This window comes from Pseudomonas sp. RIT-To-2 (genome assembly GCF_029623465.1).
Lineage (GTDB): Bacteria > Pseudomonadota > Gammaproteobacteria > Pseudomonadales > Pseudomonadaceae > Aquipseudomonas > Aquipseudomonas silvicola.
In genome coordinates, this window is the sequence record NZ_JAPYKM010000040.1 from 1 (window position 1) to 20,154 (window position 20,154).

Consider the following 20,154-nt stretch of genomic DNA (forward strand, 5'->3'; position numbering starts at 1 on the left):
TGTTCTTTGTCGTGGCCGCGGCGTCGTGCGCCTGGTTGCTGATCAAGGGCTCGGCGCCGTTTCTGCCTGACGTGGTGACGCGCGACCAAGTGCTGCAGGGCGCCATCACCCACCGGTTCGCCAAGACCTTGTCCAATGCCCCGGTGCCCAGCCAAGCGGCGACCCTGGAGCGCGACGCCAGTTGGCTGCTGTTCGGCGACCTGGGCCCTCGGGTGCGCCAGGGCTGCCCTGGCTGGCTGTTCCTGACCGATGAGCTGCGCCTGAACCCGGCCGCCATGGCCAACGCCCGGGCCAAGGCACAGGCCGTGGTCAGCCTGCAGCAGGCGCTGGCCAAGCGCGGCATCCGTTTGCTGGTGGCCGTGGTCCCGGACAAGAGCCGCATTGCCGCCCGCCAGTTGTGTACGTTGGCCCGTCCGGCCTCGCTGGCACCGCGCATCGTCGAGTGGCTGGCAATGCTGCAAGCCGCTGGCATCGCCGCCGTGGACCTGACCCCGGCCCTGCACCCCTTGGGCGACGCCGCTTACCTGCGCACCGACACCCACTGGAGCGAGGCCGGTGCCCGCGCCGCTGCCGAGCGCGTGGCCCAGGCCGTCCAGGGCATCGGCTTCAAGCCCACGCCGCAACAGGCGTTCGACCTCATGCCCCAGGCCAACGCCCGACGCCCCGGCGACCTGGTGCACCTGGCAGGCATCGACGGGCTGCCCGTGTCGCTGCAACCGCAGCCCGAATACGTCGCCGCCACTCAGGCCAGCGCCAGCGCCCAGGCCAACGGCGACAACCTCGACGACCTGTTCGGCGACGACCACCTGCCGAACACGGCGCTGATCGGCACCTCGTTTTCCCATAACTCGAACTTTCTCGGTTTTCTGCAGCATGCGCTAAATGCGCCAGTCGGCAGTTTCGCCAAGGACGGCGGCGAGTTTTCCGGGGCGGCCAAGGCCTATTTCGACAGCCCTGCCTTCACCCGGACACCCCCTGCCCTGATCATCTGGGAGTTGCCTGAGCGCGACCTGCAAACGCCGTACGACCAAGGCATCCAACTGCCCTGAAGCGGTGCGACCAACGGCCATGGAGCGGCCTGGGCATGTATGGCAATCTCCAGCTCCTTTTTGCCTGACATGCCTCACGGCCTGGTACCCCATGCGAGCCGCTCCAGCCCGCCCGCCCATTCACATCGCGATGGTCGAAGGCGATGCCCTGCTTCAAGACGCCTTGCTTACCCGCCTGGCCGCCCTGCCCGACATGCGCATGGTGGCGGTAGCGGGCAGCCGTGCCGCCGGGCTGGCAATGCTCGAAGGGCCCGCCGCGCACGTACTGCTGGTGGAGCTGACGCTGCCCGACGGCCCCGGCATGGACGTGATCCAGGCAGCGCAGCAACGCTGGCCGGCGTGCGAGATCATGGTCACCACGGCCCTCGGTGATGAAGCGCACGTGATGCGCGCCCTGCAGGCGGGGGCATCGGGTTACCGGCTCAAGGGCGACACCCGGGCCTGCATCGTCGCCGACATTCGTAGCCTGCGCGCCGGTGGCAGCCCGCTCAGCCCGCAGATCGCACGCCAGCTCGTGCAACGCTTGCGCCCCCGTGCCGACGCGCCACGCCCGTTGGTTTCACCGCGCGAACAGGAAGTGCTGGTGTACCTCACCAAAGGCTTCACCGCCGAAGAAATCGCCGCTCTGATGGCCGTATCGCGCCATACCGTGCTGACCTTCGTGCGCCGGGTGTACAAGAAACTGGGCGTGGGCTCCAAAGCCGAGGCCATTTACGAGGCGCGCAGTATGGGGTTGATAGAGCGCTAGCATTGAGCTTTGCTGCACAACTGCCCCCTGAGCAACGGCTGTCACTCAAAGCCAGCCGCCCACGCGCAGAGCCGGCGGCTTGCAGCCTGCAGCAGCCCTGGCCGCGTCACGCACATGACGTGCACGGCCGCGACGGGGTCGCTATTTCAGTACCAGCAGGTGGTACACCCCATCCACATTCTCGATGCCATGGGTGTCGTGGGTGAAGCCTGGAAACGAGCGGTCGAAGGCTTCCAGGGCCCGCAGATACGCCAGCAATGGCCCCTCGATCGCCCCGGCCTTTTCACCCGGCATCAGCAAGGGAATGCCCGGCGGGTACGGCACGATCCCGGTGGCCGCGATGCGCCCTGCGGCCTGTTCCAGGGTGATCAGCTCCACTTCGTTTTTCACCAGTTTTTCGTAGGCCTGCACCGGGCTGAACACTGCCTCGGGCAGGGTGCCGAAAGCCTGCGCCATGGCTGCCGTGGTCTTGTGCTGTTTCATGGCGGCGAAAATCTCGTCCGCCAGGTCCTTCAGGCCCATGCCGGCATAGCGCTGCTGGTTCGCGGCCAGCAGGTCGGGCAGGCACAGTTCCAACTCCAGGTTGCTGTCGTAGTCGCGCTTGAAGTCCAGCAAGGCGTTGACCAGGGTGCCCCACTTGCCCTTGGTGATGCCGATGGAAAACAGGAACAGGATGGTGAAGTCGGTGGTCTTCTCCACCACGATGCCCTGGCGCCCCAGGTACGCGGACAGCACGCACGCCGGTATGCCACGGTCGAGCAGGTTGCCGTCATCGCCCATGCCTGGGCTCAGCACCGAGACCTTGATGGGGTCGAGCATGCAGTAGCCGTCTTCAATGTCGCCGAAACCGTGCCACACGGCATTGGGGTGCAGTACCCAGCAGCTTGGCTCGGCCTTGAGCAGACCGGGGTCTACCTCGTGGAACGGCACGTCCAGCGCGCCGACCTTGACCGACGGGGGCTGCCAGCACGAGAAAAACCAATCGTCACTGGCAAGCATCTCGCTGTGCATGCGCGAAATGACCTGGCGGAAAGCGATGGCCTCCTCGATGGACTCCGTGGTGAGGATTTGCCCGGTGGGCTGCTCCATCATCGCCGAACTGACGTCGCACGAGGCCATGATGGCGTAGTTGGGCGAGGTCGAGGCGTGCATCATGAACGACTCGTTGAAGCGCCCATGGGGAATGGGGTTGCGGCCATCACGCACATGGATCATCGAAGCCTGGGACAGCGCCGCCAGCAGCTTGTGCGTGGATTGAGTGGCGAACACCGTCGGCCGCGAGGCGTCATGGTCGGCCGGGCTGCCGTGCATGGCGAAGCGGTCGCGGTACAACGGGTTGAACCGCGCATAACCGTACCAGGCTTCGTCGAAGTGCAGGCGGTCGACGCTCTGGCCCAGCAGGTCTTCGACGCGGGTGACGTTGTAGGTCAGGCCATCGTAGGTGGAGTTGGTGACGATGGCGTGCACGGGCGTGGGGTCGATACCGCTGTGCACCAGCGGATTCTCGGCAATGGCGCGCTTGACCCCCTCGGCGCTGAGGGTCTGGGGCAGGATCGGGCCGATGATGCCGTAGCGGTTGCGGGTGGGCACCAGGTAGGTCGGAATGGCACCCGATAAGGTCATGGCGTGTTCGGCGGACTTGTGGCAGTTGCGGTCGCACAGAGCGATCTGGTCACGGGTGACGCTGGCCATCAGGATGACCCGGTTGGACATCGATGAACCGTTGGTGACGTAGTAGGTACGATGGGCGCCGAACACCTTCGCGGCATACCGCTCGCCCTGCCCTATGGGGCCACTGTGGTCGAGCAGCGAACCCAGCTCGCCCACCGAGATGGACAGGTCCGAGCGCAGCAGGTTTTCCCCGAAGAATTCGTAGAACGCCCGGCCCGCGGTGCTTTTCAGAAAGGCTGTGCCACCGGCGTGCCCTGGGGTATGCCACGAGTACTCGTAGCTGCGGGCGAATTTCAGCAAGGCGCCGAACATCGGTGGCAGCACCGCCTGGCGATAGCGCTCGATGGCCGCCAGGATGCGCCCGCTGAGAAAGCGGCTGGTGTCCTCGGGCAGCCAGATGAAGTCGTCGGCATGCTGCATCACGATCAGCGGTACGCTGGACGCCGTGCTGCGGTCGCTGATCAGGAACACCGGCACCCGGGTGTTGCGCTCGCGAAGCGCGGTCAACAGGTTGATGCAGGCCTGGTGGCCTTCGCTGGTGTCCATCTCCCAGCTCAGCAGCACGCACTGGATGGCCGGGTCGGTACTGAGAATGGACGTGGCGTCGCTGAGGGTCTCGGACACCAGCACGCTGATGGAACGCTCCTCGACGTCGCTGATCAACTGGTTGAGGGCACGGCCAAAGACGCTGCGTTTGTCCGGCGGCGGGCTGACCAGCAGGGCCAGCATGCCCAGCAGGTGTCTGTATTCGGTCATGGGGTCACCTCCAGTGTGCGGTTGTGCGGGGCGCCAGCGTTCAGGTCATTGACCGGTATGGGCTGGCCGACGATGTGCTGGGCCGCCACGGTCTGGGTCGGCACGCTGTTGTTCAGCGCTTCCAGGCGGATCAGCCGGGTGTTGACGAAGCCGAACAGGGTATAGCCGACAATGGTCGCCACCCCGCCGAGCATCAGCGCCTGGGCCCCCGAACTGTAGAGCGCCAGGTAGCTGTAGGCCGCGGCGATGCCCGCGACGATATTGGTGATCATGGCCTTGCGGGGCGGCACATTGGAGATGCTCTGCAGCGTCATCAGGGTGGCCATGGAGAGGATGTACGGCACCAGGTTGGTGACCACCGCCAGGTTCACCAATGTGTCGAACTGCTTGGACAGGTCCGGGCTGATGGTCAGCAGGCCCAGGGCCGTCTGGATCGCCAGCAGGATCAGCATGCTGATGATCGGCACACCATGCTTGTTGGCCTTGGCAAAGATCGGCAGGAAATAGCCCGTGTCCGCCGAACTCTTGAACACCTGGGCCACCGTGAACTGCCAGCCCAGCAGCGAGCCAATGCAGGCCAGCACCATCAGCCCCATCACCAGGTTGCCGATGGCCGGGTTGAACATCTTGGCGAAGACCAGGCCGAACGGCGCGGTGGACGACACAAGCGCAGCGTTGTCGACGATACCGGCGATGACGTTGGTGGACACGATGTAGATCACCGCCGCCCCCAGGGTGCCGCCCAGTACCGCGATGGGCACGTTCTTCTCGGGGTTTTCCACCGCGTCGCCGTTGGCGCACGCCGACTCCAGGCCCAGGAACGCCCACAGGGTAATGGCCACCGAGGCGCCGGCAGCGTCGAACCAGCCACGGTCGTGAGGGTTCCAGCCGGCAGCATAGGTGCTGCTGTCAAACCAGAACCAGCCGATGGTGGACACCAGCACCACGGGGGCGATCACGCCCCAGACCGTGATCGCCCCTATTTTGCCGGTAATGTTTGCGCCCCCGAAGTTGGCGAACGTGGTAATCCACAGCAACGCGATAGTTGCCAGGCCTACTTGCAGGGAGTCCAACTTGATATCGAACAGCGTCTGTATATAACCCACCGCTGTAATACTGATCGCCACATTGGCAATGAGTAGCGAAAGGCCATACGTGTAGTTGGTGATGTAGTTGCCGGCCTTGCCGAACGTATATTCGGCATAACCGCCCATGCCGCCGGTCTTTCGGCTGAGCATGCCGCAGCGGGCGAAGGCGTAGGCCAGGGCCAGCGACCCTGTGGCCGTCACCAACCAGGACAAAATCGATATACCACCCACCTCGGCTAACTTGGTGGGTAATAAAACGATGCCTGAACCGAGCATGTTAACGGCGGTCAGCATGGTCAGCTGCACGACGCTCATTTTCTTGATGGCTGGCATTCCGTTGACCTCATGGAAACATCGACTCAAAGAGTCTTAGCAGAGGGCCGCAATACAGCAAGAAAAAATGAGAATTATCAGCCCCCTCATTCGGTTTTATTATGGGCGCCCTGCGTGGGCCCGTACTTGACCCCAATCAACGTTCATCCCCCATGCCGCCAGCAGAATCGACACCGTCCCCGCCAGTTGCGGCAGGCTCAAGGGGTGGGAAAATGCGACCCAGTCCACCAGAATGGCCACCACCGGGTAGATGAATGACAGCGCCCCGACCACGGGTGTCGGCAGCTTCTGAATGGCGCTGTACAGCAGGGTGGACATCACACCCGTGTGCACCACGCCAATGATCACCAGGAAACGCCATTGCCCGCCGGGCTGCACGATGGTGGAGAAATCCGTGAAAGGGGCCAACACCACCACGCCCACGATCATCTGCACCAGTACGATCAGGTGAGCAGGCACCGCCTTCAGCCGCTTGGCGATCAGCGCCGCCAGGGCGTAGAAAAATGCTGAACCGAGGGCGAGCGCGACACCGCGCAGGTAGTCCGGGGCGTTGGCCGAGCCGCCCATCTGCCCTGACACGATCAGCACCAGCCCCACGAACGCGAGCGCCAGCCAGAGGCTTCTGGCGACAGAAAAACGCTCCCCCAGAAACATCACGCCCAAAGCCACCAGCATGAACGGTTGGGTGTGGTAGACCACGGTGGCAATCGCAATCGTGGCATGTCGGTAGGCACTGAACAGCAGTACCCAGTTGAGCACCAGCGCGACGCCACCCACGCTTATCCAGGCCAACTGGGCGCCACTGACGCAGCCGCGCTTGAACACACCCAGCAGGCCACACGCGACCAGCAGGGCGAGCGCACCGAACACACAGCGCCAGAACACCACGGCCGTGGCTGACTGCCCGGACAACAGCACGAACCAGCCCACTGTGCCGGAGATCACCATGGCGGCGACCATTTCCAGAGTACCCCGGTATTGAGCGTTGACCACGCACACCTTCCTTATTGCTGCATAAGACCGATAAAATGAACATTCGGACGATATGCTGATTCTGTTAACAGGGCAGGTCAACCTTTTTAAGGATTTTTTGGCGAACAAATGAATGATTTAACGAACTACCCACACGCAGAACGGCCTCGGCCCATTGACCTGCTCGCCTTGGCCATCAAGCGCGAGCGGCAACTGGCCAACCTGTCCGTCACGGAATTGGCCAAACGCGCGAGCATTGCCAAGTCCACCTTGTCCCAACTGGAAGCCGGGCTGGGGAACCCGAGCATCGAGACCTTGTGGGCGCTGGCCATTGCCATGGGGTTGCCGGTGACGCGTTTCTTCGAGCAGCCGCCGCAGCAGGTGCGGGTGATCCGGGCGACCGAAGGGCAAACGGCGTATGCCGAGCACGGCCATTACGCCGCCACGTTACTGGCCGACTGCCCGCCAGGCGTGCGCCGCGACCTCTACCGGCTGAAGGTGCAGCCTGGCCAAGCAAAACTGTCGCAGCCGCACCCGGCCGGCACCCTGGAACATGTGCTGCTGTGCAGCGGCCGGGCCAGGGTTGGCCCGGTGCAGGACCCGGTGGTGTTGAATGCGGGGGACTACATGAGCTACTCAGCCCAGGGAGCGCATGTGTTCGAGGCACTGGAGCCCGACACCACCGCAGTGATGGTAATCGAGCACCCGTGACATATGGCCCTGCCCGGTCCCACAGGGGAGTGGCCAGGTCCGGATTGACTACCTGAGCAACTCACCACCACCCACGGCGGTCTTGACCAACCCGGCAATCACCCGCTCCCCGGTTTCCTCGGCCAGTTCCTGGTACCAGGCCTCGGTCTGGCGGGGGTCATGCCCATGGGTAACGCCCGCCCGTGCGCGTGCACGCTGCATGATCTGGGCGGTGCGCTCGACCCGCGCAGCGTCGTAACGTGCCAAAGCGGCGGGCAGGTCGGGGGCGTCGCGCTCCAGGCAGCGCGCCAGTGCCCAGGCATCCTCCAGGGCCTGGCACCCGCCCTGCCCCAGATCCGGGGCCATGGGGTGCGCGGCGTCGCCCAACAACACCACGCGGCCCTTGACGAAGCTGGCAATGGGCGCCATATCGTGGATTTCCACGCGGCTGACAATGCTGCTGTCCAGCCGCTCGATCAGCCGTTGCACCGCGGGCGCCCAACCGCTGAAATGGGCCCGCAGTTCGTCGCGGTAGGCCTCCCGCAGGTTCGGTGTGCCGGCCGGCAGCGGTACGTCGAAGAAGAAATACAATTGGCCGTTGCCCATGGGCATCAACGACACGCGCTTGTGCTCGCCGACGAACTGGGTCCACTCCGCCACCGGCGCCAGGTCCTCGGCGGCGGCGATTCGCCCATTCCAATTGACATAACCGCAGTACTCCCGCGCCACAGGCGCACCGGCCACCTGGTTGCGCAACTGCGAATGGGTGCCGTCGGCCGCCACCACCAGGTCAGCCTTGATGCGCTGGCCATCGGAGAACAGCAACTGTACCCCCTCGGCCAACGCTTCGACGGCTTCACAGGTGACGCCCAAGGTGACATTTTCAGGGCCGCAGGCTTGCAGCAGAATCGCCTGCAAGGCGGTGCGGGCAATAGGGCAGGCGCGCTGGTCAACCGCTTCGTACAGCGGCTGCAGGCTGAAACGGGTCAATAGCTCGCCCGTGGCGGTGCTGTAGCTCATGGACGTCATCTGGCCACTGGCGGCCTTGATCGCGGCCCCCAAGCCCAGCTTTTCAAGGACGTTGACGCCGTTGGGCCAGATCGAAATGGCGGCACCCGCCGGGGTCAATTCCGGCACCCGGTCGAACAGGCGCACGCGATGGCCGCATTGCTGCAAGGCGATACCAGCGGACAAGCCACCGATGCCGGCACCAATGATGACGATATCCAGGGAACGGGAAAGCGAAGTAGACAATGACATGGCGAGGCACTCTAAAAAACTGATCAACTGGTCAGTTATTGCAGAATGCTTGCCAGCCCCACCCTTCACTTCATGAAACCCATGCCAGTGCCCGGCAGGCGGGGTTGGCCGGGCAGGTTCGACACCGCCGGGCGAGGACAAAACGAAAAATCGCGCAGCGCAAAAATGCAACATTGCGGCGCAGCGACACCCCATGCGCCCCAATGCGGGTCGTCACGCCTTGGCCGGGGCGAGCCTGTCGAGGAACTGGTGGGCCAGCGCATGGTACAACGACACAGGCGCGATCCAGCCGGAAATCGCCGCCGCCATCAAACTGGTCGCGAGCATGGGGATGGCAAGGTCCGGGCTGTGTGACAGTTCCAGCACGATCACCGAAGCGGTCAGTGGCGAACGGGTGACGCCCGCCAGATAGGCACCCATCCCCAACAGCGCACAGGTCTGCAGGTTGAAGCCCGGCAACCAGGCGAGCAGCGGTGCGAACGCAGCCCCGATGCTCAGCGAGGGCGAAAACAGCCCCCCGGGGATACCCGCCAGGTAAGACACCACATTGGCCAGAAACTTCCACAACAGGAAGCTGCCGTCGGTTACCGGTTGGCCCTCCAGCAACGCATGAGTCTCCTGGTAACCGGTACCGAACACATGGTTGCCGGACGCCAGCCCCAGCAGCGCCAGCGCCAGCCCGCAGGCACCGGCGAAGCGCACGGGAGTGCGGTCACGCAGGGCGCACAGGCGACCGATCCAGCCACGCCGTGAAGGCAGTACCAGTTTGACGTACGCGCCCCCCAGCACACCGCCCAGCAGCGCACACGCCGGTACCTCACCCCACCCCCACCCCACCGGCAAGTGCCCACCGACCTCACCGAAGTAGGAATAGTGGCCCATCAGCCCCAGGGTTACCGCACCGCCAATCAGCACGGCCGTGAGTACCAGGCCACTGAAGCGCTGCTCGAACGTGCGGCTCAATTCCTCGATGGCGAACACCACGCCGGCCAGCGGCGTGTTGAACGCCGCGGCGATGCCCGCCGCGCCCCCCGCCAGAATCAGCCCCGCCACGGTGCGACGGCCATGCAGGCCAAGGCGGGTACCGAAGGCATGCAACACGGCCGCCCCGACGTGCACCGTGGGCCCTTCACGCCCTACCGAGCCGCCCACCAGCAAGGCGCCCAAGGTGAGACACATGCGCGCCGCCGCCAGTGGTAGCGCCAGCACCTGCGCGCGCAAACCCCTTGATGGCGTTTCCAGCGCCGCGATCACCTGGGGAATACCGCTGCCCTTGGCACCCGCGAACCAGCGCTGTGTCGCCCAGGCCAGCGTGGCGAACCCCAGGGGCGTTATCAGCAGCGGCAGCCAGGCGGCGCTGCCGAGCAGCCGTTGAAACAGCGCGAACGACTGGTCAGCCAGCCAGGCGAAGGCCAGCGCCACCAGCCCTACCAACAGCGCTCCGACCCAGAACGCCAACTGCTGGCGCCCGCCTCGCCAGCGCGAACGCAACAGCCTGCGGCCGCGGCGCATGGGTGACAACGAAGACGAGACGGGTTCGGGCAAGCTGGACATCGATGCGCCTGACTGAGAGGAAAGGGCCTAGTATGGCTGATACATCACCGTTGCCTACCCGCAACATCAAGATTGCCTGCACAGCCCATCCTAAAGGGCACACGCCGAGCCATGGCCGTCGTGGCGCGCTACCACCTGCGTCACGTCGACCGCGTCGCCTGCTTCCCGAGCTTGCGCCCGGTCCCACAACAGCGCATGCGCCACCGGTAACCGCGGCTCCATTCAGCCGTTTCACCACAACCCTGTGGGACCGGGCGGAGCTCGGGAAGAGGCCCGCCCGGTCGACCCCGTCGTCTGCTTCCCGAGCTTGCGCCCTGGCTTGCAGGGATACCGTTGAACGCCTCGGCCATGTTGGCCTGGCCGCGGCGGTAGCGGCAGTGGCGTTGCTGGTGCGCGGCTGGGCTGCAAGGTCGCCGATAACCCAGCAAACAGCGCACGCAAACGGTAACCGTCAAGGCCTCATTGCAGTGGTACGGTCAGGCGGTCGATGACCGGGCGGGTTTCGGGGCGCACGCCCCGCCACCATTCGAACGCCTCGGCGGCTTGCTCCACCAACATGCCAACACCATCGGCAAGGCGCGCCACCGCAGCCTCCCGGGCCAGCGCCAGGAACGGCGTCAGCCCTTTTCCATACGCCAGCTCATAAGCCAGTTGGGCGGTGGCGAACACGTCGACAGGCACCGGCGGCAGCTCGCCGGTGAGGCTCGCCGAGGTGGCGTTGACGACCAGGTCGAAGCGCTGCCCCGCCAGCGCCTCATAGCTGACGACCTGCACGCGCTCATCCTTCACCTCAGCCGCCAGCGCCTGCGCTTTGGCCTGGTCGCGATTGGCGATCACCAGCCGCGCGGGCCCTGCCGCCAGGAACGGCAGCAACGCACCGCGCACCGCCCCGCCAGCGCCCAGCACCAGCACGTTGCGGCCCGCCAAGGGCACCTGAAGGTTATGCTCGATGTCGCGCAGCAGGCCGATGCCGTCGAAGTTCTCGGCGTAGACCTTGCCGTGCTCGAATTTCAAGGCATTGGACGCCTTGGCCAAGGTGGCGCGCTCACTGCGCGCATCGGCCAGTTCGAAGGCCCGCAGCTTGAAGGGCGCGGTGATGTTCATGCCCTTCCCGCCTCCCTCGCGGAAGCCCAGCACCTGGGCCTCGAACCCGTCGAGGTCGCCTTCGATGGCACCGTACTCGAGCGCCTGGCGAGTAACCTCGGCAAACAGGCCGTGGATCAGGGGCGATTTGGTGTGGTTGATCGGGCGCCCGATCACGCTGTAACGGTCTGTCATTGTGCACCTCCATGGGAAAACAGCACGCCGTCGGCCTGCATCGCCGCGATCTCTTGTGCGCTGAAACCCAGTTCGGCCGCCACCTGGGCGTTGTGCTCGCCCAGGTCAGGGGCCACCTGATGAATCGTGGTGTCGCAGTCGGAGAAACGGAACGGCAGGTTCGGCATGCGTAAAGTACCGTAGCGCGGGTGCTGTTGCTCTACGACCATATTCCGCGCCTTGATCTGCGGGTCGGCGATGACCTCGTCGATACGCTGCACCTTGGCGCTGGGCACGTCGATCTCGTCCAGCAGCGACAGGATGCGCGCCACCGGATTAGCCGCGACCCAGGCCTTCACCGCCGTGAGGATCTCCACCCGGTGGGTGTTGCGGCCGTTGAGGCTGTGGAACCGCGTGTCACTGCCAAAGCCTGCCGGGCCGCCGTTAGCCTCCAGCATCACTGCGAAGCGTTTCCAGGCATCGTCCACCTGCGCGGCGATCACCAGGTCACCGTCGGCGGCGCGGAACACGCCGTACAGGGTGGAAGTGGGCATGTCGTGGCCGGTCTGCTGCGGCACGATCTCGCCGTTGGACAGGGTGTAGCACTGCACTGCGTACTCGTGCATGGACACCAGGGTGTCGTACAGCGCCATGTCGATGTGCTGGCCGCGCCCACTGTTGACCCGTCCCAACAAGGCGGCGTTGATGGCCGCCACCGCGTGGATACCGGTGTACATGTCGCCCAGCGAAATGCGCAGCAGCGGCGGCGCTTCGCCGGGGTTGCCGACCATCTGCATGATGCCGCTCTTGGCCTCGGCGATCAGGCCGAAGCCAGCGCGGTGGGCGTCGGGGCCGGTATGGCCATAGGCCGAGATCGAGCAGTAGACCAGCCTGGGGTTGCGCGCCGACAGTTCCGCGTAGCTCAACCCCAGCTTGTCCAGGGCACCGGGCCGGTAGTTCTCGATGAACACGTCCGCAGAATCGCAGAGTTTGTGCATGAAGGCCTTGCCGCGTGGGTCCTTCATGTTGACGCTGACACCCTGCTTGCCCATGTTCAGTTGCAGGAAGTAGCCGCTCTGGTGCTCGTCCAGGGTAAAGGCGTGCTGGCGGCCGGCATCGCCGCTGCCGGGGCGCTCCACCTTGATCACTTCGGCGCCCAGGGCAGCCAGGCAGCGGCCCACGTAGGGGCCTGCCAGGAAGTGGCTGTAGTCGATGACGCGAATGCCTTTGAGTGGCAGTGGCTGAGTCATGCCTGTGGCCTCCGTGGAACCATCAGGCGGTGCTCGCCGCGCTGCACGACTTCGCCCTTCTGGTTGATCAGTTCCGAGGGCAGCACGACGATGCCCCAGCCCGGTTTGCTGTTGCTGGCGCGCATGCTGCCCACGCGAAACTTCACATGCAGTTCGTCGTTGACCTTGATCGGCAGGACGAAGTCCCAGGTCCAGCCCAGGCTCATGCCCGGCAGGAAACGGTAGTCGCTCTGGGTCTTGAGGCCGTCGGCGATGCTCTGGCCGAACAGCCCGTGGGCCACCAGGCAACCGAAGTGGCTGGCGTTGGCATAGGCCTCGTCGACGTGCACCGGGGTGTGGTCACCGGTCAGGTCGGCATACGCCAGGATGCGCTCCCGGGTGACGGTGTAGGTGGGGCTGGTGCACTCGTCGCCCTCACGGGCATCGTCCCAGTACTTTTCTTGAAGGGTCATAAGGCAGCTCACGAACGAGGGTTGATGGCCAGCGCCTGCGCCACACTGGCGGCAGGCGAGGCCTGGATGAATTCCAGCGCCAGGCCGTCGGGCAGGCGCAGCCAGTTGTGGCCTTGGGGCATGGGGGTCACATGGAACCTGCGCGCGGCGGCCAGGGCGTATTCCACGTCCTCGCACATCACGCCCAGATGACCGAGGCGGCCTTCAGGGCCGTCGAAATCGGGCTTGCTCATGAACTGCATGCCGCCCAGGGTCCAGTACTGAATCGGTTCCTCGACACTGCCCTGCACCTCGCGCAGGGTCATGCCGAATACCTCGTGGAAAAAGCGTATGTGCCAGTGGATATCCTTTACCCACACGGCGACGTGCTCGACATAGGCTTTGGGGATGCTCATGAATTGGCTTCCTCTTGTTGATGATCCGCCATGGCCCGCTCGATGCCCTTGATGCAGGCCACCAGCGTGGCGTTGACGGGCGTGGCCACACCGTGGCGCTGGCCCCAGCGCACGACCGAGCCGTTGATGAAATCGATTTCGGTGACGGAGCCCTTCTCCAGGCTCTGCAGCATGGAAGTCTTGAACGTGGCAGGCAGGCCTTCGGCGGCCAGGTTCCAGGCCGCGCCAGGGCTGGTCAGGCTCAATTGCACACCGGCGGCGGTGGCCACGGCGATGGCTTCGGCCACTGCCGACAGTGCCGCGGCCTTGAGCAGCGGTTCGCTGTACAGTTGGCCGTAGGTGAGCCGGGAGATACCCGTGAGCGCACCGGTGGCGACGTTGACCAACAGCTTGTCCCACATGGTGCCGACGATGTTTTCGCTGACAGTGGTGGCCAGGCCGGCGCCGTTGAAGGCGTCGGCGATGGCCTGCACGCGATCGCTGAGGCTACCGTCCAGTTCGCCGATGTAGGTCTGTTTGCCCACCACCCCGGCGCGGATGACCGCAGGCGCCAGCAGCACGCCACCGACATAGGTCTTGCCTGCCAGTACCCTGGACCGGCCGACCGCCTCGGCGAGAATGTCTTCATGGCCCAGCCCGTTCTGCAACGACAGCACCAGGGTATGCGGGCCCACCAGGGCCATGGCCCCGGTGATGGCCTGGGCGGTATGGAAGGACTTGACCAGCACGACCACCAGGTCCACCGGGCCAACGACGCTGGCCTCGGTGCTGGCGTTGACCTTGACCTGGCGCTGGCCACGCTCGTCGTGCACGGTCAGGCCGTCACGGTTCATGGTGTCAACGTGGGCAGCGCTGCGGTTGAGCAGCCAGGTGTCGTGGCCAGCTTCACTCAGCGTGGCACCGATGGCACAGCCCAGGGCACCGGCGCCCAGAATGCATATTTTCAAGCGGTGGACTCCTTTTTGGTGCCCCCACCTTATGCCCGCGGGTATTGTTGAGCTATACAATGGCCTCAATAACCCTATTGAAAAACACAATAATGATCGACACCAGCGCCCTGCCCGAACCCAAGCTGCTGCACCTTTTCAACGTGCTCTATGACACCCGCAGCGTGACTCGCGCGGCCGAACAGTTGGGGCAGAGCCAGCCCACCATCAGCATCTGGCTGGGCCGCCTGCGCGAACAACTGCATGACCCGCTGTTTGTCCGCACCCCTGGGGGTATGGCGCCCACGCCGCGGGCCGACGCGCTGATCGGCCCCTGCCGGGAGGTGCTGGAGTCCCTGCGCCGGCTAACCACTCACCAACCCGACTTCGACCCGGCCACCGCCCAGCGCCGCTTTCGGCTGTGCGTCAGCGATGCCAGCCACATCACCCTGTTGCCCCAGGTGCTGGAACACCTGCGCAAGGCGGCACCTGGCATTCGCCTGGAAGCGGCGCGCATCGACGGCAACACCGAGCGTGCCCTGGAGGCCGGCGAAGCCGACCTGGCCGTGGGTTTCGTGCCCTGGCTGGGGGGCGGCATGTACCAGCAAGTGCTGTTCCCCCAGGACTGGGTATGCCTGAGCAGCCCCGGCCACCCGCGTATCCGCCACCGCCTGGACCTGGCCCTGTACCGCGGCGAAGGCCACGTGCAGATCACTGCCGGTACCGGCCAGAGGCTGCTGGAGGCCGCCCTCGGCCGCCAGGCCATCGAGCGCCAGATCGTCCTGGAACTTCCCGGTTTTCTTGGCCTGGGCGCCATCATCGGGACCACGGACCTGATCGCCACCCTGCCCCGCCATATCGGTGAAACGCTGGCGAAAATGCACGACCTTACGGTGCATGATTGCCCGGTCGCCATCGAAGGGTTTTCGGTGAAGCAGCATTGGCATGCGCGTTACCACCTGGACAGTGGCAACCGCTGGTTGCGAGGGGTGATGGTGGCGCTGTTCAAGCGCGAGGGGAACAGCTCGTAGCAGCGACTGCCTTTGTGGAACTGACCGCGCCGCCTGCATCGCAGGCGATCACCTGTACTGCATGATCGCCTGCGTGGGCTGCTAGATGAACGTCGCAGACAGGTCCTCGGCCAGCTTCTGCTCCGTCAGGTCGGTATCGCCGCTGATGCCCACACTGCCCACCACCGCACCGCCCTGTTTGAGTACCACCCCTCCCACCGCTGGCAATATGCCTGGAATGGTCCCGATGGCGAGGTTCTCTTTGCGGGCCAGGTCGTAGAACGTGATGGTGTTGATGGCGAAACGTGCGGCCGAGGTGGCCTTGGCGATAGAGGCATCGACACAGCCGGCATAGGCCCCCTGCATGCGGGTAAAGGCCAGCAGGTGGCCGTCGGTGTCCGTGACGGCGATACAGATCTTCATGTGGCGCTCAGCCGCCAACTGAGTGGCGCGCTCGGCCAGTTGCAGCGCGGCGGCCGTGGACACATTGGGTTGAGCAACCACTTGTTCCACCGGTTGCGCTTGGGCCAGGACCGGCACCAGCAGGGAAAGTGTGAAGGCAGCGAAAGGCAATTTTGTTTTCATTGTTGAGCTTCTCTTGGTTTTTATTGAAGGGCCTGAAACTGTGGCAGCGGCTACAACGACAGGGCCGCCCCCGTTAAAGCCGGGACTTTCTCGCGGCTGCCCAACGTGGCTGGCAACCTTACCTTGTAGATCTTGAACGGCAGTTGCAGCGCGCTCTTGCCACCCGGCCCGCGGTTGGCAGCCATCCGCGCGCTCTGGGGTACCGGGATGTACAGCTCGCGCTGGTCGGAAATGATCATGGCATCGGGGTTCGACAGCAGTGGGTCTTCCACCACCACCCGCAGGCTGCCGTCGGGGGACAGTACCGTCACCCGCGGTTTGTCGTACTCGCCCAGGTACAGGTTGCCAGCGCTGTCGATCGCAGTGCCGGTCAGCGGGCCGGTGTCGTAGACAAACTCGACTCGCTCGCCCAGGGCCTTTTCACTGAGGCTGGCATCGCGCAGTGCTGCGGTGGGCACGCGCCACAACGGACCGCTCAGGGCCTGGTAGTACAGCCACTGACCGTCAGGGCTGATCTCGATGGGGTCGGAGTGCACTTGATGGTCACTGCCATCGGGCATCAGCAGCACCTGGGCGTCCTCGCCGACTGGCCGGCGCTGGGGAATCATTTTGGTGGAAGGATGCTCGGCCAGCCGACGGATCGCGACCCCGGTGCGCAGGTTGATGACGATGATCGCGCCCAGGCCCGAGTCGGTGACGTACGCATGTTCGCTGTCCAGGCGCAGGTCATTGAGGTTGGCCCCCGCTGGCAGCACTTTCGGCGGCAAGCTGATGCTGCGCAGCAGCGACCCGTCGCGGGTATCGAACTGCAGGATCTTTTGTGCCGGGTTGATGCCCTTGGGCCCGGCGTCTTCGCCCTGGTCGATGGCCCACAGGGTGTCGTCGTCGAAAATATGGATGGTGTTGATCTTGACCAGTGCCTTGCCCCCGGGCTTGCCAGGCGCCCACTGGTTCCAGGCACCACCGGGAAATGGCTTGAGGCTGCCGTCCGGCAGCACCTCGGCGATGGAAGGGGTATTTTCAAAACCCGGCCAACGCGGCAGCCCCACGAACAGGCGGCCGGTGGACGTCAACGCCAGAGCATTGCACAACCAGTCCAGGCGGGCGACTTCGGTCAACGGCTGGCCGGCCTTGAACAGCCCGACGGCCTGGGCTAACGGGCCTTGCGCCAGCGCGAAGGTACCGCCGGCAATGACGCTGGCGCGGCAGAAGTGTCGTCGATTCAGCATATTCTTATTTTCCTTGTGAGATGAAACTCGAACCGGTGTTGCGTGCATGAACGCTGGGCCTCGCGTTCGAAAACGGCATTGTTCCAGGCCCAGGCGGACCACAATGGTATCGTTACCATTTGTCCTGAAAACGCTAACGCAGCCCTTGGGTCAGTACAAGTGCCTTTGCTGGATTTGAAGGGAAACCGTCAATTAGTTAGTGGCGTGGTGATATGCCGCACCCCTAGACTCGCCCGCCGTGGCTGTGCCAACCCGTCTGGAACGGGCCTTGCGCGCAGCCCGACCTGCAGCGGCGTACTGCACCGTGAGACCTGAGGAGTGTGACCATGAAACGACGAGAGGCTTTGATTTCGCTCGTGCAACTGACGGCGCTCGGCGTGGCCAGCAGCGCTGGCGCCAGCGTCATTGGCTCGCGTACCCCCATGCCGGTGGGCACCCAGCCCGATGCATTGCCCAAGCCCACGCGCAAAGGTGGCCTGGTTTACCTGAGCGCTGACGAAGCTCGGGAGGTGGCGGCTATTTTCGACCGGCTGATCCCCGAGGATGAACTGGGCATCGGCGCCAGCCAGGCCGGCTGCGTGGAATTCATCGACCGTGAGCTGGCGGGAGCGTTCGGCCAGGCGGCCAGTGTCTATCGCCTGGGGCCCATTGTACCTGGCACCCCAGAGCAGGGCCCGCAGTTCAAGCAGACGCCTGCCGAGCGCTACCGTACCGGGCTCAAAGACCTGGCCGCCTATTGCCAGGCCCGCCACGCCAAGGCCTTCAGCGCCCTGGACGGCGATACCCAGGACGCCCTGCTGCGCGACATGGAAAGCGGCACCCTGAAACTGCCCAATACCGGCACCGCCGACTTCTTCGCCCTGCTGCTGCAAAACGTGCGCGAAGGTTACCTGGCCGACCCGATGTACGGCGGCAACCGCGGCATGGTGGGCTGGAAACTGATCGGCTTTCCTGGCGCCCGTTACGACTACCGCCCCTACCTGCAGAAAAAAGGCGTGGCGTTGAACATCGAGCCGGTAAGCCTGCTCGACCGCGACCCGGCGTGACGCCGCGTTAGCCTTTCTGGGGGCTGGCGTGCCAGTTCCCGCTCCCCCTCGCACTTGCACGTTGGGCACGGCGCCCGGCTGCGCGCAATAAAGGATTGCCCCATGGCAAACGCAAGACCCAAAGCGGACGTAGTAGTCATCGGCCTGGGCTGGTCCGGCTCGGTGATCGCCGAAGAACTGGCCAGGGCCGGGCTCAAGGTCGTCGCCATCGAGCGCGGCGCCTGGCGCGACACCGCCACCGATTTCCCCCCCTCGGTGGACACCGATGAACTGCGCTGGGCCACGCGCAAGGAAATCCTGCAGCCACCGAAGCTGGAAACCTACACCTTCCGCAACAACGCCACGCAACAGGCATTGCCGGTACGCGAGTGGAGCAACCTGACGCTGGGCTACAACGTCGGCGGCGCCGGTACCCACTGGGCCGCCGCTTCGTGGCGCTTCAACCCGTTCGACTTCCAGCCCTACAGCAAGACCGTCGAGCGCTACGGCAAGCAGCAACTGGTGCCTGGCCTGCAAGTACAGGACTGGGGCATCACCTACGACGAGCTCGAGCCCTTCTACGATCGTTTCGAACGCATCGCCGGCACCAGCGGCCAGGCCGGGGTCATCAATGGCAAGATCATTCCCGGCGGCAACCCGTTCGAAGGCTCGCGCAGCCGCGACTTCCCCACCCCGCCCCTGGTGCCCAGCCGCTGGAACGACATCTTCACCCAGAAAACCACGGAGTTGGGTTACCACCCCTTCCCGGTTCCGGCCGGTACCATCTCGCGCGCCTACGTCAATGCCCTGGGCGTGCACATGGGCCCCTGCACCTACTGCGGCTACTGCCAACTGTTCGGGTGCGGCAACTGGTCCAAAAGCAGCCCCAACGCCTGTGTGGTACCCGCGCTGATGCGCCAGCCTACCTTCGAGGTGATGACGGAGACGGAGGTGCTGCACATCAACAAGGCACCCGACGGCAAGACAGCCACCGGGGTGAGCTTCGTCGGCAAGGATGGCGTGGTCGGCGAGCAGCCCGCCGATATTGTCATCGTCGCCGCCTACCAGCTCGACAACGTACGCCTGATGCTGCTGTCGGGAATCGGCGAGCCTTACGACCCCCGCACCAAGCGTGGGGTGATCGGCCGCAACTACAGTTTCCAGACCCTGTCCTACGCCTACCTGTGGTTCGAAAACGAGTACCTCAACCCATTCATCAATACCGGTTGCCTGGCCATCCAGATCGACGACTTCAATGCCGACAACTTTGACCACAGCGGCCTGGGTTTCATCGGTGGCGCGGGTATTCAGTCGCTGTCCAACAACGGCCTGCCCATCGGCATGGCCGGGGTGCTGCCCAAGGGTGCGCCCGCGTGGGGCAAAGGCTGGAAACAGTCGTTCCAGCACAGCTACCAGAACTGGGCCATGGTGCAGGGCCAGGGCACCAGCTACTCCCATGAAGACGCCTATTTCGACCTCGACCCCGTGTACAAAGACAACTTCGGCCGCCCGCTGATGCGCATGACCTTCGACTACAACCTCAATGACAAGCGCTCCGGCGAGTTCGTGCGCCAGAAATGCGAAGCCATCGCCAAGGCCGTAGGCGGCACGCAGGTCGAGTCCTACAACTTCGCGGCCGACCATTACACACCCTTCCGCGCCAACGACTCCTCGCACACCATCGGTGGCGTGGTGATGGGCACCGACCCGAAAACCAGTGCCCTGAACCGCTACCAGCAGAGCTGGGACGTGCACAACGTGTTTGTCCTGGGTGCCTCCTCGTTCCCCAACAATGGCGGTTTCAACCCCACCGTCACCATTGGTGCGCTGGCCTTGTGGACCGCCAAGGCAATCAAGGAACAGTACGTGAAGAACCCCGGCCCGCTGGTTCAGGCATAAGGACA

At 64.7% G+C, this 20,154-nt stretch carries 18 protein-coding genes; 6 read left to right on the forward strand and 12 right to left on the reverse strand.

Annotated elements, in window-relative coordinates:
- Both QBK88_RS26060 and QBK88_RS26065 read left to right on the forward strand, forming a co-directional pair.
- Window positions 1-1,049: alginate O-acetyltransferase AlgX-related protein (locus QBK88_RS26060; protein ID WP_445765002.1), on the forward strand; the 1,049-nt coding region annotated here is incomplete at its 5' end.
- Window positions 1,050-1,140: 91 nt separating this feature from the next.
- Window positions 1,141-1,797: a response regulator transcription factor gene (locus tag QBK88_RS26065; RefSeq protein ID WP_277964302.1), complete on the forward strand. Its 657-nt coding sequence runs from the start codon at window positions 1,141-1,143 to the stop codon at window positions 1,795-1,797.
- A 141-nt stretch (window positions 1,798-1,938) separates the two neighbouring features.
- On the opposite strand, the gene QBK88_RS26070 is transcribed toward QBK88_RS26065, so the two are convergent.
- The 3 genes from QBK88_RS26070 to QBK88_RS26080 all read right to left on the reverse strand — a co-directional run bounded on the left by QBK88_RS26070 (window position 1,939) and on the right by QBK88_RS26080 (window position 6,638).
- On the reverse strand, window positions 1,939-4,224 hold the full coding sequence (locus QBK88_RS26070) for an Orn/Lys/Arg family decarboxylase (protein WP_277964303.1): 2,286 nt from the start codon (window positions 4,222-4,224) through the stop codon (window positions 1,939-1,941).
- Window positions 4,221-5,645, reverse strand: coding sequence for a putrescine-ornithine antiporter (gene potE / locus QBK88_RS26075; protein ID WP_268143141.1), 1,425 nt, complete (start codon window positions 5,643-5,645; stop codon window positions 4,221-4,223). The genes QBK88_RS26070 and potE overlap by 4 nt, the downstream gene beginning before the upstream one ends.
- Before the next feature lie 99 nt (window positions 5,646-5,744).
- A complete protein-coding gene (locus QBK88_RS26080) occupies window positions 5,745-6,638 on the reverse strand; it encodes a DMT family transporter (RefSeq protein ID WP_277964304.1) in 894 nt (297 codons plus the stop codon).
- A 108-nt stretch (window positions 6,639-6,746) separates the two neighbouring features.
- Between QBK88_RS26080 and QBK88_RS26085 the strand changes: the two genes are divergently transcribed.
- Window positions 6,747-7,328 (forward strand): XRE family transcriptional regulator, encoded by a 582-nt coding sequence (locus tag QBK88_RS26085; RefSeq protein ID WP_277964305.1) that lies wholly within the window; start codon window positions 6,747-6,749, stop codon window positions 7,326-7,328.
- A gap of 48 nt (window positions 7,329-7,376) precedes the next feature.
- Here the strand turns inward: QBK88_RS26085 and hpxO are convergent, their stop codons facing one another.
- The 7 genes from hpxO to QBK88_RS26120 form a co-directional block, all read right to left on the reverse strand.
- The gene (gene hpxO, locus QBK88_RS26090) at window positions 7,377-8,567 is read right to left on the reverse strand and encodes an FAD-dependent urate hydroxylase HpxO (RefSeq protein WP_277964306.1); all 1,191 of its coding nucleotides are present in this window, start codon (window positions 8,565-8,567) and stop codon (window positions 7,377-7,379) included.
- Between the two features lie 213 nt (window positions 8,568-8,780).
- Window positions 8,781-10,079 carry a chloride channel protein gene (locus QBK88_RS26095; RefSeq protein ID WP_277964335.1) on the reverse strand — a complete coding sequence of 433 codons (1,299 nt, stop codon included), beginning with the start codon at window positions 10,077-10,079 and terminating at the stop codon, window positions 8,781-8,783.
- 501 nt (window positions 10,080-10,580) lie between these two features.
- Window positions 10,581-11,399 (reverse strand): shikimate dehydrogenase, encoded by an 819-nt coding sequence (gene aroE / locus QBK88_RS26100; RefSeq protein WP_268143151.1) that lies wholly within the window; start codon window positions 11,397-11,399, stop codon window positions 10,581-10,583.
- Window positions 11,396-12,628 carry a CoA transferase gene (locus QBK88_RS26105; protein ID WP_277964307.1) on the reverse strand — a complete coding sequence of 411 codons (1,233 nt, stop codon included), beginning with the start codon at window positions 12,626-12,628 and terminating at the stop codon, window positions 11,396-11,398. The genes aroE and QBK88_RS26105 overlap by 4 nt, the downstream gene beginning before the upstream one ends.
- Entirely contained in the window at window positions 12,625-13,080 is a 456-nt protein-coding gene (locus tag QBK88_RS26110) for a MaoC family dehydratase (protein WP_277964308.1), read from the reverse strand. Before QBK88_RS26110 ends, QBK88_RS26105 begins: the two co-directional genes overlap by 4 nt.
- Before the next feature lie 8 nt (window positions 13,081-13,088).
- Window positions 13,089-13,475, reverse strand: a complete 387-nt coding sequence (locus QBK88_RS26115; RefSeq protein WP_268143158.1) for a VOC family protein — start codon at window positions 13,473-13,475, stop codon at window positions 13,089-13,091.
- Entirely contained in the window at window positions 13,472-14,422 is a 951-nt protein-coding gene (locus QBK88_RS26120; RefSeq protein WP_277964309.1) for a ketopantoate reductase family protein, read from the reverse strand. Before QBK88_RS26120 ends, QBK88_RS26115 begins: the two co-directional genes overlap by 4 nt.
- A 92-nt stretch (window positions 14,423-14,514) precedes the next feature.
- Between QBK88_RS26120 and QBK88_RS26125 the strand changes: the two genes are divergently transcribed.
- Window positions 14,515-15,432, forward strand: coding sequence for a LysR family transcriptional regulator (locus QBK88_RS26125; protein WP_277964310.1), 918 nt, complete (start codon window positions 14,515-14,517; stop codon window positions 15,430-15,432).
- A gap of 81 nt (window positions 15,433-15,513) precedes the next feature.
- On the opposite strand, the gene QBK88_RS26130 is transcribed toward QBK88_RS26125, so the two are convergent.
- Both QBK88_RS26130 and QBK88_RS26135 read right to left on the reverse strand, forming a co-directional pair.
- On the reverse strand, window positions 15,514-15,996 hold the full coding sequence (locus tag QBK88_RS26130; protein WP_277964311.1) for a heme-binding protein: 483 nt from the start codon (window positions 15,994-15,996) through the stop codon (window positions 15,514-15,516).
- 50 nt (window positions 15,997-16,046) lie between these two features.
- The gene (locus QBK88_RS26135) at window positions 16,047-17,225 is read right to left on the reverse strand and encodes an L-dopachrome tautomerase-related protein (RefSeq protein ID WP_277964312.1); all 1,179 of its coding nucleotides are present in this window, start codon (window positions 17,223-17,225) and stop codon (window positions 16,047-16,049) included.
- A 326-nt stretch (window positions 17,226-17,551) separates the two neighbouring features.
- Between QBK88_RS26135 and QBK88_RS26140 the strand changes: the two genes are divergently transcribed.
- Both QBK88_RS26140 and QBK88_RS26145 read left to right on the forward strand, forming a co-directional pair.
- Window positions 17,552-18,271, forward strand: a complete 720-nt coding sequence (locus tag QBK88_RS26140; protein WP_277964313.1) for a gluconate 2-dehydrogenase subunit 3 family protein — start codon at window positions 17,552-17,554, stop codon at window positions 18,269-18,271.
- Between the two features lie 102 nt (window positions 18,272-18,373).
- Window positions 18,374-20,149, forward strand: a complete 1,776-nt coding sequence (locus QBK88_RS26145; protein ID WP_268143168.1) for a GMC family oxidoreductase — start codon at window positions 18,374-18,376, stop codon at window positions 20,147-20,149.
- The last annotated feature ends 5 nt before the right edge of the window (window positions 20,150-20,154 follow it).